Here is a 17,392-nt window from a genome sequence, read left to right on the forward strand (position 1 = left end):
AGGCGTAGCCACGAGCAGCTGCCGGTGTTTAGCCGTTTACTTGGGCGGGCTGCTTCTTGCGGCCGGTGATGGTCAGGAAGCCCTCCGGGTCCAGCTCGCCGAGGTCCCCGGTGCGGAAGAATCCATCCACAAAGGCCTCGGCGGTGGCCGCGTCATTGGCGTGGTAACCCTTAAACACACCGATCCCCTTGACCAGCACCTCGCCGTCCTCGGCCACGCGGATGGTGGTGCCCGGCAGGGGGACGCCCACGCTGCCCACCCTGGTCCGGTCGGGCGTGTTGGATGTACAGGGCGCCGTGGTCCCGCTCAGCCCGTAGCCCTCAAGGACCGGGATCCCGGCGCCGCGGAAGAAGTGCGCGTCCTCAGCTGCCAGGGGGCCGGGCGCCGATACCGCGTAGCGGACCCGGCCGCCCAGGAGCCTGCGGAGCTTCGGATACACCAGCCGGTCAAAGACGGCATGCTTCGCCCGCAACGCCAGCCCGGGTCCAATGCCCCCGCCGCGTGCCACGGTGTCCTGTGCCGTGGAGAAACGGATGGCGGCGGCTGACGCAGCCCCGAAAATCCAGGCTTTCCCGGACCCGGCAGCCTGGTGCACGGCGTCCGCCCTGACCTTCTCGAGCGTCCGGGGCACTGCCAGGAGGAACGTGGGTTTGAACCTGCCCAGATCCGCCGGCAGTTCCGCAGGATCGGTGACGTGGCCTACGGTGACGCCGGCATGGAGGCACGCCACCTGGGCGGCGCGGGCGAGCACATTGGCCAGCGGCAGGAACATCACGGTGCGCGCATCCGGTGCCTTGAGGATCTCCGGGAGAAAAGCGACGGCGTTGACGGCCGCGAGCGCAAAGTTGCCGTGGGTGATCACGCAGCCTTTGGGACGTCCGGTGGTGCCGGGGGGATAGACCAGGGACGCGACGTCGTCCAGGCCCGCGGCGGAGCGGTGGCGTTCCAGCTCGGCGTCCGTGACGCCCCTTCCGGCAGCCGCGAGGCTGGCGAGGTCCGGGGCCTCGCCGTCGTCATCCATCCGCACCACGGTGACCAGACGGTCCTTGAACAGGGCGGAGGTCTCCAGGATGCTTGAAATCGTCGCCACCTTGCCGCGGTCCTCGGCGAACACCCGCCGCGCTCCGGCGTCGTGCAGGATCCACTCCACCTGGCCGGGGGACGAGGTCTCGTTGATGGCCACGGTCACGCCCCCGGCGAACCAGATGGCGAAGTCCACCAGCGCCCACTCATAACGCGTGGCGGACATAACGGCCACGGCGTCGCCTGGCTCCAGGCCGCCGGCGATCAGTCCTTTGGCGAGGGCGCGGACGTGGTGCAGGAATTTTTGCGCCGGAACGTCGGTCCAGCCGTTGGGGCCTTTGCGCGCGTAGAGGGCGCGGGCCGGGTTGGTGTCCTCCCTCTGGAGCAGGAGATCGGTGACATTGCTGCCGGGCTCCAGCTCCACCAGGAGTTTTGTGCTTGCTTCTCGCACGGGGGCGTCTCCGTTCCGCTGCCTCAACGCAGTTCGCGGCTGGTCAGGGTCTGATCCATCCTGCCTTAGATCCAGGACGGCATCCACATCCGGTAGCGCCAGTCCTGGTAGGGGATGGTCTCCGCCGTCCACACCGGGTAGAAAAATGCGGACAACAGGACTGCCCCGGCGACGAACAATGCCACCAGGTAGACACCGGACCGCCGGCGCCAGAGCGGGTCGGTGTCCCGGCCCAGGACAAGGCCCAGGCAATACACCAGCGCGAGCACCAGGAAGGGCTCAAAGGAGACGGCGTAAAAGAAAAACATGGTCCGTTCCGGGTACAGGAACCACGGCAGATAGCCGGCTCCTACGCCCGCAAGGATCGCCCCTGCGCGCCAGTCCCGGCGCCCGGCCCACCAGAACAGCAGGACCACCAGCGAAATGGCCGCTCCCCACCAGATCATGGGGTTGCCCACGGAGAGAATGGCTGAGGCGCAGTTGGGAACGTCGCATCCCGGGACGCCCTGCTCCGGTTTCTGGTAGAAGAACGACGTCGGCCGGCCCATCACCAGCCAGCTCCAGGCGCTTGCCTCGTACGGGTGTTCGGAGCCCAGACCCTGGTGGAACTTGTAGGCCTCCAGATGGTAGTGCGCCAGCGAACGCAGGGAGTCCGGCAGCCAGCCCCACCCCGCTGAGGGATTGCTCTGGGCCCACTGGCGGAAGTAGGCGCCCTCGGAACGGAACCAGCCCGTCCAGGTGGCGGTGTAGACCACCACTGCAACCGGGACCATGCTGGCAAAGGCCAGCAGCCCGTCCTTGATGATTCCGCCGCTGACCCAACCGCGGACACCCGCGACGCGCCGTGCATTGAGGTCCCACAGGACCGTCAGCACGCCGAAGGCGGCGAGGAAAAAGAGACCCGACCATTTGGTGCCTATGGCGAGTCCCATGCATACGCCCCCGGCGAGACGCCACCAGCGGATCCCCAGCCACGGTCCCGCCAGCAGTTGGCTGGCTGCGGGCCGGCCCTTGCGGGACACGGCCGCGAGCCGACCGAGCCGTGCGGCCAGCCGTCGTCGTCCGTCATCGCGGTCCAGCAGCAAGGTTCCGAAGGCCGCCAGGAGCCAGAACATCAGGAAGATGTCCAGGAGTGATGTCCGCGACATCACCAGGTGGTGGCCGTCGACGGCGAGCAGCAGGCCCGCGGCGGCAGCCAGCGGCAGTGAGCGGAACAGTCTCAGTGCAATGAGCGTGAGCAGAAGGATGGACAGGGTTCCGGCCAGTGCGGCCGCGAACCGCCAGCCGAAGGGATTATCGGAGCCGAACAGCCACATGCCGCCGGCGATCATCCACTTGCCCACGGGCGGATGGACCACGTACTCGGGAGTGTCCAGGAGGATGGCCGGGTTGCCTGCGTTGAAGGAGTCGTTGGCCTTGTCCGGCCAGGCCCGTTCGTAGCCGCTGACCACGTAGGAGTATGCGTCCTTGACGTAATAGGTTTCATCGAAGACCAGGCTGTGCGGCGTATCCAGCCGGACAAAACGGAGGACGCCGCCCAGCCCTGTGGTCAGGGCAGGCACCAGCCAGAACCAGAGACGCAGCGACGGCGGGTAGTCCCGCCAGCTGCGGGTGCTGCCGATCAGGCGCTCGCGGAGGGCTGCTGCAGAGAAGGCCTCCGCCGGACGGGCGATCCAGGTGCCTCGTGCCGGCAAATTGGTTTGGCCGGCCTCCGCAGGCCGCATGGAGGTCTGCGTCACGAGCCCATGCTACCTTTTGCAGCTTGGGCCGCCTGCCAGCAGTACGCTGGGGGAGTGGACCCTAACCCCAGCACCTTCGCCGATTCCCGCCCTGCAGACCCTGCCGTTGCCGCCGGGGAGGAACCAGCGACGCAGTCGCAGGTGACACCGGACCCGGCTGCAGCGGCACCGGTTGCCGCGGGGCCCGGCCGGATTGTGCTGGCGGCAACGCCCATCGGCAATACCGGCGACGCGTCGGCCCGCCTGATCGAACTCCTGGGGACGGCTGACATCGTGGCAGCCGAAGACACCAGGCGCCTGCACCGCCTCGTCCAGAGCCTCGGAGTCACCGTGGCCGGGCGGGTCATCAGCTACCACGAGCACAATGAGGCCACCAAGACCGCAGAACTGCTGGAGCATGTCCGGTCCGGCAAAACCATGGTTATGGTCACAGACGCCGGCATGCCTTCGGTCTCGGACCCGGGGTTCAGGCTGGTGGAAGGCGCTGTGGCAGCCGGACTTACCGTGACCGCCGTCCCGGGCCCGTCCGCGGTACTGACCGCCCTGGCACTGTCCGGACTGCCCACCGACCGCTTCTGTTTTGAGGGATTCCTGCCCCGGAAAGCCGGCGAACGGGCGTCGCGGCTCGCAGACCTTTCAGCAGAACGCCGGACCATGGTGTTTTTTGAGGCCCCGCACCGCCTGGAATCGATGCTGCGGGCGCTGCGGGAGCGCTTTGGTGCCGAGCGGCGGATCGCTGTCTGCCGCGAGCTGACCAAGACCTACGAGGAAGTCATCCGCGGGACTGTGGGGGAACTGTTGCTGTGGGCCGAGGGCAACGAGGTCCGCGGCGAGATTGCCGTGGTGCTGGGTGGCGCCCCCGAGCAGGCGCCGGGCACTCCCGAGGACCATGTGGCGGCCGTTAACGAGCTGGTGGCCCAGGGAATCCGGCTCAAGGAAGCCGTGGCCGCCGTCGCTGAGGACGTCCGCGTCAGCAAGCGGGAGCTGTACTCGGCGGTCCTCGCGGCACGCTGAGCGAGCGAAACGCCAGTTGTGCAGCTGCACAACGAAATCTCGCGACAGTAGTGCGTCCAGGCGTAGACCCTCTGGCGGCCGCGGCAGTAGTCTGACAGTAAATCAGCCACTACGGCAGGCCGCCCAGGCCCTGCGTCAAGGCTGAACCAAACCTTACTGACGAGGGAGTCATCGTGACTGTCACCGCACAGCCAGCTGTTACCGCGGAGCGCGAAAGCGCGCTGCTGGCCTCTGTTCCCACCGGATTGCTGATCGACGGCGAATGGCGCCCGGCGGCGTCAGGCAAGACGTTCGACGTCGAGGACCCCGCCACGGGCAAAGTCCTCCTCAGCATCGCCGACGCCGGCGCCGAGGACGGCAAGGCTGCTTTGGACGCGGCCGCCGCGGCGCAGGAATCGTGGGCGAAGGTCCCGGCCCGTGAACGTGGCGAAATCCTCCGCCGTGCCTTTGAGCTGGTGACGGCGCGTGCCGACGACTTCGCGCTGCTGATGACCATGGAAATGGGCAAGCCGCTGGCCGAGGCCCGGGGCGAGGTCACCTATGGCGCCGAGTTCCTTCGCTGGTTCTCCGAAGAAGCCGTCCGTGCGTTTGGCCGCTACTCGGTCTCACCCGATGGCAAGTCCCGCCTGCTGGTCACCAAGAAGCCGGTGGGTCCGTGCCTGCTGATCACGCCGTGGAACTTCCCGCTGGCCATGGCCACGCGCAAGATCGCCCCCGCTGTCGCGGCCGGCTGCACCATGGTGCTGAAGTCCGCCAACCTCACGCCGCTGACCTCGCAGCTGTTCGCCGCAGTCATGCAGGAAGCCGGCCTGCCCGCCGGAGTCCTGAACGTCATCCCCACGTCCACGGCAGGCGCCACCACCGGCCCCCTGATCAAGGACCAGCGCCTGCGCAAACTCTCGTTCACGGGCTCCACCGAGGTGGGCCGGCGCCTGCTCGCCGACGCGTCCGAGACCGTCCTGCGGACCTCGATGGAACTCGGCGGCAACGCCCCGTTCGTGGTGTTCGAGGACGCGGACCTGGACGCCGCCGTCGCCGGTGCCATGCTGGCGAAGCTGCGGAACATGGGCGAGGCCTGCACCGCGGCGAACCGTTTCATCGTCCACGAGTCCGTTGCCGACGAATTCGCCGAAAAGTTCGCCGCGAAAATGGGGGTGATGACCACGGCCCGGGGCACGGAGCCGGAGTCCAAGGTGGGTCCGCTGATCGATGCCAAGAGCCGGGACAAGGTCCACGAACTGGTGTCCGACGCCGTGGCCTCCGGGGCCCGGGCTGTCCTGGGCGGCGCCCCGGCCGAGGGCCCGGGCTACTTCTACCCGCCCACCATCCTCACCGGCGTCACCGAAGGCACCCGGATCCTGTCCGAGGAAATCTTCGGTCCCGTCGCACCGATCATCACCTTCGGCACCGAGGACGAAGCGGTCCGCCTGGCCAACAACACCGAGTTCGGTCTGGTGGCGTACGTCTTCACGCGCGACCTGAACCGCGGCATCCGGATGGGCGAACGGCTCGAGACCGGCATGCTCGGCCTGAACGCCGGTGTCATCTCCAACGCCGCCGCACCGTTCGGCGGTGTCAAGCAGTCCGGGCTGGGACGTGAGGGCGGCCTCGAAGGCATCGAGGAGTACCTCTACACCCAGTACATCGGCATCGCGGACCCCTACGCCGGCTGAACGGAACGTCCTCCGGCTGACAGGATTATCCTCCGGTCAGCCGGTTCCCCCGCCCGGAGGTAGCCTCTGCGGCCAGCCGCTATTGGCTGCCCCGCGGCCGGAACAAGCCGCCGCGCGCCCTCGACCAGGAGCGTGCGGCGGCTTGTGCCGTCCGGCGTGCCAGCCTGTTGAGCCTCTTGAAGGGGGCAGCCAGGAGCCAAGCCCACCGGCCCAGAACCGACGGCGGGAGCCAGTCGGCACGGAGGCGCCGGGGGAGCGAGGCGTTGGCACGCAGGGACTGCTGCACCGCTGCGATGCGTGGAGCAATCGCCCCGGTCCTGCCGCGGCCGGCTGTGTCGTGGACAGGCGGGCCGTAGTGCCGGCGTTCGAAGTCGGAGGTAAGGGTGCGGATGGCCTGGTGCGCGGCGTCGTCCATGCCACCGCTTTCGCCGAGCAGCGATGAATGGCGGAGCCGTACGGAATACGTCCGGGCTGTTTCGCTGGATTCCGGGGGCAGACCGTAGTCGGTTCCCAGGTCACGGATTTCGGCCCACGCCAGCGGAATCACGTCCTCCCGCGCCCGGTCCTCGGTGCGGAGCCGCCTGGCACGCCGCCCCATCCTTACCAGCCGCGGCGAGGCTGCCAGGAGGACCAGGCCCAGCGCGGCCGCCGTCCCCAGCAGCCATGGCAGGAGCAGCTGCCCGAGCTCCCCTGCACCCCCGCCTGCACCGGGAAGGGGAACGCCCGTGGTGCTTGGCGTGGGGGCCGGGGCGGTTGCGCCGGGCAGGAGGTCTTCGTTGTTTTCCAGCGAACCGGGGATGCCCGGTGTGCTGGTTTCCGTGGCGTACGAGGGTATAACACCACGCGACGGCGTGGGTTCGAAGGGCACCCACCCCAACCCCTGGAAGTAGAGCTCGGGCCAGGCGTGGGCATCGCGGGCGTCCACCTCATGCTCCGGCAGCGCACCTTGCCCGGCGACTGACACCGTGGAACCGGTGGTTCGGCCCGGCGCGTAGCCAACCGCGATGCGGCTGGGGATACCTTCGAGCCGGGCCATCACGGCCATGGCGGACGAGTAATGGATGCAGTATCCGCTCTTCTGGGTCAGGAAATCGGCCAGCACCGAGAGCCCGTTACCGTCGTAGCCGCCCTGGACAGGTGACTGGAGCGAGTAGGTGAACTCCCCTGAGCGAAGGTACCTCTGGATGGCCATGGCCTTGGCGAAGGGTGTGTCGCTGGAGGACGTCACCGTGTCAGCCGTGCTGCGGACGATGTCCGGGACGTTGCCGGGAACCCTGGTGAAGTCAGCAGGGATTCCCTGCACGGCCTGCGACGACTGTTGAAGGAGGGTGGCCGTGAGCTTTGGCGCCGAGGACACCACAATGTATTGCTGTGCCCGGGTGTTGGTGTTGGATCCCTTGACGGCCAGGGTGGCCGGGTCCCAGGTCCAGGCGCCGTTGAGCCCGCGGATTGATTCCGGCGCGTACGGCAGCGGCAGGTACGGGCTGGTGAAGTTGCCCGTATCCACGGCGGTCACCTGGCGGAGCTGCTCCTCGGCGACGATTTCGTAGCCCGGCTCAAGCTGTCCGGCCACGGGGCGGCGCTCTCCGTCGCGGTCGTCAGGCCCCCAGGATTCGCCGTCGAAATTGTCAACAGTGACGGACCGCAGATACAGCGGCCCGGCCGCGTTGGTGGCATACGTGATCCGACCGCTTCCGGCCGGTGCCCGCAGGCTGTTTCCCAACGTAATCATGGGGTTCAAGCCGGTGCCGGCGCCCCAGGGGTTCAGCCGGGAGCCCTGCGGAAACGTGCCGTGGTCGAAACCGGGGATGGCCGCCGGCACGGCCAGGGTGGCCACCAGCGCCACGGTTCCGGTCAGCACGGCACGCCGCAGCTGGCCGGGATTCCTGCCGCTGTCGGCTGATGTGCGGGCATCCGGAGCAAACCACTGGCTGCAGGCGAGAATCAGCAGGTACCCGGCCACCGTGGCCGTGAAGCCCCAAACCCCCACGCTCTGGGGCTTCACGGTGGCCGGGACCACCAGAATGGCCAGCAGGCCCAGCCCGGTGGTTGCCGGCATGCCAAGCGGCACGGCCAGCGCATCGATGAGGATGACTGTCAGGCCAAGGGCTGCGCAGCTGACCATAACGATTCCGGCGTTGGGAGCCACCGGGGCAGTTTCCGCGAGGACGGTCTCGCTGGCCCGACGGACGAACCTGTCCACTTCGGCCAGGGTTGCGCCCGACGGGATGAAACCGGCAATGCCCGTGCTCCGGAAGAACGTCAGGGTGAGAATCGCGATCAGCGCCGCGAAGCCGCCGGCCGCCACCAGGAGCGGCTGGGCCCGCAGCGCGCGGAGCGTGGCGATGGACAGGCAGACCACCACCACCGTGGTCAAGATGGGCAAGTACCAGGCCCAACCGCGCAGGACACCGTTAAGGGAAATCGCGGCGCCGGCCACGGACAGGGCGACGGCACCGGCCATGGCCCAGGGGTACGCCCCGACCCGGGCCCGTACCGGGACCCGCCCCGGGGTACCTGTGGCGGCCTGCCCGCGTGACGCGTTGCGTTCCGGTGCCAGCGTCACCGACCCACCCCCGCTCCGCGGCGTACATCTGCCGCTGCCGTGGCCGGCGCACTACCACCCTGGTCGAAGTGGGTCCAGGCGTCAGGGACCGGAACCGAGGCTGGCACCGCCACTGCCCGCCAGCCGCCCCGGCGGAGGGCCTCCAACGAGTCCTCGGAATCCGCCGGCCTCTCGGAAACGATGATGGCGAAGGCATTCGCGCCGTAACCCGCCGCCGGCGCGAGGGCCCTGGCCTCGCTCGGAGAGATCCTGCCGAGCACCGCAATAAGGGGCCCCCGCATCCGGTGGGCCGAGAGCTTGTCCATCAGGTGATCATCGAAGACAGCCGGTCCGGTATCCTGGCCACCGTGGTCCCGGGCGGCGTGGTGCGGACCGGACAGCTGGATGGCAGCGAGGCTTTCGGCGATCGATTGGAGCCCGGACACTCCGCTGAACTCTTCCGCCTCCGGTTCCGGTGCGGACGGGGAGCGGAGGAACGCGGGTTCGCCGCGGGGGTCCAGGAGGCGGAGGGCGTAGTTCCGCTCCGAAAGGTGCGTGCAGATGGAGATTGCGGCCACCACAGCCCACTCGAACGTGCCGCTGGTGATCATCTCGTGGCCGTCCAGCGCCGCACTTCCCCCGAAACCGGAGCCGTGCCCCCCGGAAAACGCCGCGAACCGTTGGTCCAAGATGATGGTGGCCTCCGGCGTCGTGACGGATTCCTCCTGGCGCACCATCAGGGCGCCGTGGTGGGCGGTGGCCGCCCAATGCACCCGGCGCATGGGATCGCCCGGGCGGTATTCGCGGGTCATGACGTCATCGTCGCTGGGGTTGGCGCGGGTGCGGGTTGCTGTGATGCCGTCGTTGCCGCGGGCTCCCGCGAGGCCCGTCACGGGAAGCTCGACGGCGGCGGGCGTCACGGTGAGCGTGTCGCCGTCGTCAATTGACCGCCGGTGCAGGGACAACCCGAACGGATCGGTGAACTCGGCAGTTACCGGGCCGATCAGGTACTGTCCGCGTTTGGTGGTGCGCAAATGGTATTCGTACCTGCTGGTCCCGCCCTTTGCTGAGCGGGCGGGGAAATGGAAGGCGGGGGACTCGCCGAACCGTGGCGGCAGCCGTTCCTCCATGATCGCCCGGCCGCCACCGTAACCGGTCCGCGCCACGGCGAGCCGCACTGTGGTGGCGGCGGAGGTCTCCACCGGGGACGGGTTGAACTCGCGGTAAACCTGGAACCGGGGCTTGAGGAGCCTGATCCCGGCGAGCGAAACCAGGGGAAGAACGATGAGCAGGACACTCAGGCTCAGCAGGTCCCGCCGCCCCATGATCTGCGCAGATAACAGGCAGACGGCGCCGGCGGCCAGGAGCCCCCAGCCACGTTGGCTGAACAGGTGCCGGGGCAGTCGGTCACGCAGCGCCATGTGACAGCCCTGCCTAGTGGTTTCGGCGCAATCCGGCCGGCGGGGCCGATGACCTGGCCGGGCTGTTCACGGGGTCCTGGTGCACCGGGAGCCGGGAGAGGACGCCCCGGATGACGCTGTGCGGGGTCTCGCCGGCGCCGGCCGCCTTGCGGTCCAGGATGATCCGGTGGGCCAGCACGGATTCCGCGACGCTGACGACGTCGTCGGGCAGCACAAAATCACGGCCGTCCAGCGCCGCCGTGGCCTTCGCGGCCCGGAGCAGCTGGAGCATGGAGCGCGGGCTGGCGCCCAGCCGGAGCAGGGGGCTTTCGCGTGTTGCCCGGCCAACTGAGACGGTGTATTCCTTGACGGCCTGGGATACGTAAACCTGCTGGACCGTGGCGATCATCGCTGCGACGTCCGCCGCGGTGACCACGGCGGAGACCTTGGCCAACGGGGAGGTTGCCTGATGGGTCTCCAGCATTTCGATCTCGGAGTCCTTGTCCGGGTAGCCCATGGAAATCCGCGCCATAAAACGGTCCCGCTGGGCCTCTGGAAGGGGATAGGTGCCTTCCATCTCGATCGGGTTCTGGGTGGCCACCACCATGAACGGTTCGTCGAGTTTGTACGAGTCCCCGTCCACGGTGACCTGGTGTTCCTCCATGCACTCCAGGAGGGCTGATTGGGTCTTGGCGGACGCGCGGTTGATTTCATCGCCGATGACGATGTTGGCGAACACGGCACCCGGGCGGAACTCGAACAGCCGAGACGCCTGGTTGTAGATGGACACGCCCGTCACGTCCGAGGGCAGCAGATCGGGAGTGAACTGAATGCGGCTGACCGTGCAGTCAATGCTCCGGGCGAGGGTTTTGGCCAGGAGGGTCTTGCCCACGCCTGGCACGTCCTCCAGAAGCAGATGGCCCTGGGCCAGCAACACTGTCAGGGCGAGCCTGGCCGCCTCCGACTTTCCGTCGATGACGGTGTTGATTGTGGCCAGGATCCGCTGGCTGGCCGCGTGGAAGGCTTCCGCGTCCATGGCGGCTGCCTTGTGCCCGTTGAGGTGGCTCACCTGCTCCGTCACAGCGGTAAAGTTCCGGCTGGCAGGCGTTACCTCATTGACGGCGGTGCGGCGGTGAGAGTCCATCTGCAACCTTTCAGCCCGGGGATCACCCGGAGCGGGACAGCAGGCCTGCCTTCGCCCGGCGGCGGGCGTTCGCATCTGTTCGTACCAGCCTACTAACACAACTGCCCTTGCTGACAGAGAGTTCCGGGAATTCTGGGGGGATCCGCCGCCGCTAGGACGGCGCTGAACAATGTGGGTGGGTTGAGGCGCGCCTGCTGGACTTCGGGTCGTGGTCGTTAAGACTGGGTACATGCAAGGTATTGAGGCGGCCCAGCGCGGGTATTTGGATGTGGAGGCACTGGCCGGGGAGTTGTTGGCTCCGGGCGGTGCCTACGCTTTTTTGGCGGAGCATCGGGGCCGGCTGTTTCCGGATTCGATGATGGAGGACCTGTTTCCCTCCCGGCGGGGCCGGCCCTCGATCCCGGCCTCGGTGATCGGCACGGTCCTGGTCCTGCAGGCCCTGGAAGGCTTGTCGGACCGGGCGGCCGCGGAGGCGTTGACGTACGATCTGCGCTGGAAGGCCGCCTGCGGGTACGGGCTGACGGAGGCCGCGTTCCACCCCACCGCCCTGGTCCATTGGCGCAACCGGCTGCGGACCAGCGAGAACCCGCACCGGATCATGGAGGCTGTCGCCCAGGTCATTACCGCCACCGGGGTCCTGGCCGGGCGGCACCGCCGGGCGGTGGACTCGACGGTCTTCCAGGACGCGGTGGCCCGCCAGGACACCATCACCCAGCTCATTGCCGTGATCCGGCGCTTCGGCAAGGCCATGGAGCACGGCGCGACACTCATGGCCGTCCACGCGACCTCCTATGACTACACGCGGGTGGGGAAGCCGGATATCGCCTGGGATGACAAGGAAGCAAAAGACGAACTGATTTCCGGGCTGGTCACTGACGCGCTGGCGCTGCTGGCCGCGGTGGACCCCGCCACCCTGGATGACAGGTCCCCGGAGTATCAGGCGTACGTGCTGCTGGCGCTGGTGGCGGGGCAGGACGTGGAGCCGGCCGAGGGCTCCGACGGCACCGACGGGAGGTGGCGGATCGCCCGGAAGGTCGCCCCGGACCGGATCGTTTCCACGGTGGACACCGAGGCCCGGCACGCGCACAAGTCCCGCTCGGTGATGATGGACGGCTTCAAGGGCCACATCGTCGCGGAGCCGGAGACCGGGCTGTACACCTCCGCGGTGATGACCCGGGCCGCCGGGCCCGGCTCCAGTGACGCGGACGCCGGAATCGTCCTGCTCGGCACGGACCCGACCATGAAAGACGACGCCGTGGACTACCAGGTGCTCGGGGACTCGGCCTACGGTTCCGGTCCCATGCTCGAGACCCTCGATACGGCCGGGCACCAGGGCCTGGTCAAGCCCAAGCCGTTGCGCCCGGCCGTGCCAGGCGGGTACGACCTGGACGACTTCACCCACGACGAAGCAAAGAACACGCTCAGCTGCCCGGCCGGGGAGGTCCGCACGATCAGCCCCCGGGGCAACGTGAACTTCGGCACCGCCTGCAAGGCGTGCCCGCTGCGGGATCAATGCACGAAGGCCAAGGGCGGGCGGAAAGTCGTTATCACCGTCCACCACGCCCGCCAGCGCGCCCACCGCGCCGCCGCCCGCCAGGAAGCATTCAGGCACGACTACCGGGCCTACCGGCCCCTGGTGGAAAGATCCATCGGCTGGCTGGTCGCCGGAGGCAACCGGCGCCTGCGATACCGGGGCGTGGAAAAGAACAACGCCTGGCTGCAGGTCCGCACAGCCGCACTGAACCTTCGGCGACTGCTGAAACTAGGCCTCACCGGCGAAAACGGGGCCTGGGCCCTGGGATAGCACCCAAAATGGGGGGCCGCCCCGGCCCCCGGCCCCGATCCGCGCCGACGGGAGCTATGGACGGCCCGGCAAGGCCCGCAAAATTCATGACCGGAATTCCGGCGCCCGGAATCGATGCCCCCAACGAGCCGCCCAAGGCCCCGGAACGAGTCCAAAAGCGAAACCTGCCGCTCCGAATTGTCCCTTGTTCAGCGCCGTCCTAGGCTTGAGGGATGTGCAATTCGCTGATTCCCGCTGCTTACCGTGCCGCCGGGGCGGACCCTGCAGATGCCGCCGACGCCGCAGCAGATGCCGGGCGGCAGGCACGGCCGCACTATCCGCCGGCGCCGGAGCCTCTACCGGTCCCCGTGATGGACAACCATACGCACCTGGATTTCCCCGATGGCCAGAGCCCGGTGGGCATCGCCGCGGCGTTGGATGCGGCCCAGGCCGTCGGAGTGCAGGGGGCTGTCCAGGTGGGCTGCGACCTGGAGTCCTCCCGGTTCACGGTCCGCGCCGTAGAGCTGGACAGCAGGTTGCTGGGGGCAGTGGCACTGCATCCCAACGACGCCCCGGACTATGCCAGGCGCGGTGAGCTGGAGGATGCGCTGGCGGAGATTGAGCAACTGGCCGCCCATCCCCGGATCCGGGCCATCGGTGAGACCGGCCTTGATTTCTTCCGCACCGAAGGGGAAGGCCTGGCCCACCAGCGTTATTCGTTCCGGCGGCACATCGATATTGCCAAGCGCCTGGACCTGACGCTGCAGATCCATGACCGTGACGCGCACGACGACGTCGTACAGGTCCTGCGCGAGGAGGGGGCGCCGGAGCGGGTGGTGTTTCATTGCTTCTCGGGTGATGAGGCACTCGCCAGGACCTGCAATGCCGCGGGCTGGAACATGTCCTTCGCCGGCACTCTGACCTTTAAGAATGCGGCCAACCTCCGCGCCGCACTGGCGGTGGCGGACCCGGACCTGGTGCTGGTGGAAACGGATGCTCCGTTCCTGACTCCGCATCCGCACCGGGGCCGTCCCAACGCCAGTTATATGGTGCCGTACACCGTCCGCGCCATGGCCGAATTGACAGGAAATGACCTCGCCGAGCTCTGCACCCGGATCAGCGAAAATACCGTGCGGGCGTACGGATCGTGGGACTGATCTTGGCCTCGTCGCATTGCTGGTTACACATACCTCGTATGTAAAATTCTTGGCCGCTTTATAACGCTACGGTTACAGTGGAGAACTATTAGCCGGGGTCGGGGAAGGCCTTCGGATAATTTCACTTCATTCGCAGCAGGACCAGGCAGGGCTTTGATGCCCGCTGCCTGCCGTGAAGAGTGTGGCGGCGCAACGGTGCCCGGAGCTTGTCCCCAGGGTCATGCGCCGGCTATTTCACTGCGTTTTTCCCCGTGCCCGGATGGATCAAAAGTTACGGGCAATCGTGGTCAAGCTCTTCACAACGGACGGCAAGTTCAGTCTTATCAAGGTGGGCACCCAACTGGTGGTGCTGTGTGCGCTGGTGTTGGGCCTCGTGGCCTTCGTCGGAAATAACAAAACCGTTACCCTCAACGTCGACGGAAAAGTGACTTCGGTCCAGTCCTTCGGCGGCACGGTGGGCCAGGTAGTAAAAAGCGCAAACGTAGAACTGAAGCCGGCTGACCGCGTCTCGCCCTCGGCGGACGCCAAAGTGGAGAACGGCACCGTGATCAACGTCAACATGGCCAAGGCCGTGAAGGTCAGCCTGGACGGTTCCGAAAAGACCATCAACACAACGGCGCCGGATGTTGCGGGCCTCGTCACTGAGCTCGGAGTGGCCAGCTCTTCCTCCGTTTCCGTCCCGAAGGACGCCCAGCTCGCTGTGGCCGGATCATTTGTCTCCATCTCCACGCCCAAGACCGTCAGCATTGTTGCAGACGGCAAGGCCTCCACCGCCACCACCACCGCCGGGACCGTCGCCCAGGTGCTGGAGGACGCCGGCATCACCCTCGGCGTCGACGACCGCACGTCCCAGCCGGGCAACGCACACGTAGTCAACAACATGGTGGTTAAGGTCTCCCGGGTGGATACCAGCCAGACCGCAGCCACCACTGAAGATGTTGCCTTCGACAGCATGACCACCGAGAGTGCCGAACTCTTCAAGGGTGAGAAAGAGGTCACCCAGGCCGGCGTGGCCGGCAAGGTGGACAAGAACTTCAAGCTGGTGATGGTTGACGGCCGTGAAGCCTCGCGGACCCTGGTCTCCGAAACTGTTTCCCTGCAGCCCGTGACGGAAAAGGTTACGGTAGGCACCAAGGCAAAGCCGGCAGCCGCCGGAACAAACACCGGCGCCGCGGCCCCGGCCATGATGAACGAGGCCATGTGGGACAAGATCGCCCAGTGTGAGTCCACCGGCAACTGGTCCATCAACTCAGGCAACGGCTACTACGGCGGACTCCAGTTCGACATCCAGACCTGGATCGGCGCGGGCGGCGGCGCCTACGCCCCCAACGCCAGCCTCGCCACCAAGGCACAGCAGATCGACATCGCTAACCGCGTGTACGCACAGCGTGGCCTGCAGCCGTGGGGCTGTGGCTGGGCCGCTACGAGCTAGGAACCGATGAACACCTGCGCCGGCGGCAGCTGACCACAGCCGCCAGGCAAGCAGGAGGCAGCGGCCGGTCCCGGATTATCCCGGGGCCGGCCGCTGCCGTTTAACGGAACCACGCACCGCGTAACACGCATGATCCGCCCGGAAAGCGGATGGCCCGTCACAGCCGCCGGGATAGGATACCTAGGTGACTGAACCGACTGCCGCCGCGCCCGCACCCCTCTTCGGTGCCTCCGACATACGCCGGCTGGCGGAAGAAATCGGCATCCGGCCCACCAAGACACTCGGCCAGAACTTTGTCATCGATGGCAATACCATCCGACGGATCGTCTCCGTTGCCAGCATCGGCCCGGACGAGACCGTGCTGGAAGTCGGGCCCGGCCTTGGTTCGCTCACCCTGGGCCTGCTGGACGCCGCGCAGTCAGTGGTCGCCGTCGAAATCGATCCGGTCCTGGCGGCGAAGCTGCCGGAAACCGTCAAAGCGTGGCGGCCGGAAGCGGCGGGCGCTTTCCACCTGGTCCAGGCGGACGCCATGAAGGTCACATCGCTTCCCGTTGAACCCACCGCCATTGTGGCGAACCTGCCGTACAACGTGGCCGTGCCGGTGGTGCTGCATCTGCTCCAGCACTTCCCCAGCCTGCAGCACGGGCTGGTGATGGTCCAGGACGAGGTGGCTGACAGGCTGGCGGCGGGGCCAGGATCAAAGACCTACGGCGTGCCCTCGGTCAAGGCGGCCTGGTACAGCAGTATGCGCAAGGCCGGGGTGATCGGCATGAACGTCTTCTGGCCTGCGCCGAAGATCCAGTCCGGACTCGTGGCCTTCACCCGGCGGGAACCGCCTGAAACAACTGCCACCCGTGAGCAGGTGTTCGCCGTGATCGACGCCGCCTTCGCCCAGCGCCGGAAAACACTGCGGGCCGCCCTGGCCGGCTGGGCCGGCGGCGCAGCCGAAGCCGAACGCTGCCTCATCGCCGCCGGAGTGGCCCCATCAGCCCGGGGCGAAGTCATCGACATCCACGCCTTCGCCCGGATTGCCGAAGCCCGCGAGGCCGGGTCGTGAAGGCAGCCGCCGGGAAGTTTCCGGCACGGACGGTCCGCGCGAAGGCGCCCGGCAAGGTCAATGTTTCCCTGGACGTGGGACCCTTGCGTGCCGACGGCTACCATTCAGTTGCCAGCGTGTACCTGGCCGTTTCCCTCTACGAGGAAGTGGCTGCCACCAGCACGGAGACGCCGGGAATCACCGTCAGCATCAGCCCTGACAGCACCCTGGACCTGGACGGGGTGCATATCCCGCTGGATGAGAAGAACCTGGCCTACAAGGCCGCAGCCATCATGGCCGATGTCTCCGAGCACTCCACCGGCGTGCACCTTGAAATCACCAAGCGGGTCCCCGTGGCCGGGGGCATGGGCGGCGGCTCGGCCGATGCCGCAGCCACCCTGCTGGCCTGCGATGCGCTCTGGAACAGCGGGCTGTCGCGAGATGAGTTGGCACATCTGGCCGCTGAATTGGGGGCAGACGTGCCGTTCTCCCTCCTCGGCGGAACCGCCGTCGGGCTCGGCGTTGGCGACGACCTTTCGCCGGCACTGGCCAAAGCCCAAACCGACTGGGTCCTCGTGGCGGCGGACTATGGGCTGCCCACCCCCGAGGTCTTCCGCACCCTGGACCGGCTCCGCGACGCCGAAGGACTGGACGTTGCCGAGCCCACAGCGGTGGATCCCAAGATCCTGCAGGCGCTGCGGAGCGGAGACGCCGATGCCCTGGGCCGTGTCCTGGTGAACGATCTGCAGCGGGCCTCCATTGAACTTTCCCCCGCGCTCCGCGATACGCTGGGACGAGGTGAAGCGCTCGGCGCCCTGGCCGGAATCGTGTCCGGTTCCGGACCCACCGTGGCGCTGTTGACGCACAATCCCGCCGCCGCCGAAAACCTGGCGGAGGACCTGCGGCACTACGGGCTGACGGCATTCCCTGTCCACGGGCCCGTGCACGGCGCGCGCATCATCTCCGATACTCTCCTTTAAGAGCCCCCTTCCTTA

Annotated in this window: 11 protein-coding genes and 1 pseudogene; 7 read left to right on the forward strand and 5 right to left on the reverse strand. The window is 67.6% G+C overall.

Going from position 1 to position 17,392, the window contains the following annotated elements; genetic code table 11:
• Positions 1 to 52 precede the first annotated feature (52 nt).
• A pseudogene (locus AC3IT0_RS06535) lies at positions 53 to 1,474 on the reverse strand (AMP-dependent synthetase/ligase); the annotation flags it as partial.
• Positions 1,475 to 1,539: 65 nt separating this feature from the next.
• Positions 1,540 to 3,198 carry a dolichyl-phosphate-mannose--protein mannosyltransferase gene (locus AC3IT0_RS06540; protein ID WP_489323732.1) on the reverse strand — a complete coding sequence of 553 codons (1,659 nt, stop codon included), beginning with the start codon at positions 3,196 to 3,198 and terminating at the stop codon, positions 1,540 to 1,542.
• Between the two features lie 69 nt (positions 3,199 to 3,267).
• Here AC3IT0_RS06540 and rsmI point away from each other — a divergent pair, with 69 nt between their 5' ends.
• A complete protein-coding gene (gene rsmI / locus AC3IT0_RS06545) occupies positions 3,268 to 4,227 on the forward strand; it encodes a 16S rRNA (cytidine(1402)-2'-O)-methyltransferase (RefSeq protein WP_489322945.1) in 960 nt (319 codons plus the stop codon).
• A gap of 173 nt (positions 4,228 to 4,400) precedes the next feature.
• Positions 4,401 to 5,900 (forward strand): NAD-dependent succinate-semialdehyde dehydrogenase, encoded by a 1,500-nt coding sequence (locus AC3IT0_RS06550; protein ID WP_489322946.1) that lies wholly within the window; start codon positions 4,401 to 4,403, stop codon positions 5,898 to 5,900.
• Positions 5,901 to 5,979: 79 nt separating this feature from the next.
• Here the strand turns inward: AC3IT0_RS06550 and AC3IT0_RS06555 are convergent, their stop codons facing one another.
• The 3 genes from AC3IT0_RS06555 to AC3IT0_RS06565 are packed head-to-tail and all read right to left on the reverse strand — an operon-like array spanning position 5,980 to position 10,989.
• Complete coding sequence (locus tag AC3IT0_RS06555; protein ID WP_489322947.1) at positions 5,980 to 8,466, reverse strand: transglutaminase TgpA family protein; 2,487 nt, start codon at positions 8,464 to 8,466, stop codon at positions 5,980 to 5,982.
• Entirely contained in the window at positions 8,463 to 9,866 is a 1,404-nt protein-coding gene (locus AC3IT0_RS06560) for a DUF58 domain-containing protein (protein WP_489322948.1), read from the reverse strand. The genes AC3IT0_RS06555 and AC3IT0_RS06560 overlap by 4 nt, the downstream gene beginning before the upstream one ends.
• Positions 9,867 to 9,879: 13 nt before the next feature.
• A complete protein-coding gene (locus AC3IT0_RS06565; RefSeq protein WP_489322949.1) occupies positions 9,880 to 10,989 on the reverse strand; it encodes an AAA family ATPase in 1,110 nt (369 codons plus the stop codon).
• Positions 10,990 to 11,218: 229 nt separating this feature from the next.
• On the opposite strand from AC3IT0_RS06565, the gene AC3IT0_RS06570 reads away from it, so the two are divergent.
• From AC3IT0_RS06570 to AC3IT0_RS06590, 5 genes are all read left to right on the forward strand, one after another.
• Complete coding sequence (locus AC3IT0_RS06570; protein ID WP_489319853.1) at positions 11,219 to 12,793, forward strand: IS1182 family transposase; 1,575 nt, start codon at positions 11,219 to 11,221, stop codon at positions 12,791 to 12,793.
• Between the two features lie 212 nt (positions 12,794 to 13,005).
• Positions 13,006 to 13,929 (forward strand): TatD family hydrolase, encoded by a 924-nt coding sequence (locus AC3IT0_RS06575; RefSeq protein WP_489322950.1) that lies wholly within the window; start codon positions 13,006 to 13,008, stop codon positions 13,927 to 13,929.
• 259 nt (positions 13,930 to 14,188) lie between these two features.
• On the forward strand, positions 14,189 to 15,361 hold the full coding sequence (locus tag AC3IT0_RS06580; RefSeq protein ID WP_489322951.1) for a resuscitation-promoting factor: 1,173 nt from the start codon (positions 14,189 to 14,191) through the stop codon (positions 15,359 to 15,361).
• A gap of 184 nt (positions 15,362 to 15,545) precedes the next feature.
• Complete coding sequence (rsmA, locus tag AC3IT0_RS06585; RefSeq protein WP_489322952.1) at positions 15,546 to 16,418, forward strand: 16S rRNA (adenine(1518)-N(6)/adenine(1519)-N(6))-dimethyltransferase RsmA; 873 nt, start codon at positions 15,546 to 15,548, stop codon at positions 16,416 to 16,418.
• Positions 16,415 to 17,377 (forward strand): 4-(cytidine 5'-diphospho)-2-C-methyl-D-erythritol kinase, encoded by a 963-nt coding sequence (locus AC3IT0_RS06590; protein WP_489322953.1) that lies wholly within the window; start codon positions 16,415 to 16,417, stop codon positions 17,375 to 17,377. The genes rsmA and AC3IT0_RS06590 overlap by 4 nt, the downstream gene beginning before the upstream one ends.
• The last annotated feature ends 15 nt before the right edge of the window (positions 17,378 to 17,392 follow it).

The sequence above is a fragment of the Pseudarthrobacter sp. KH_020_B genome, assembly GCF_057840185.1.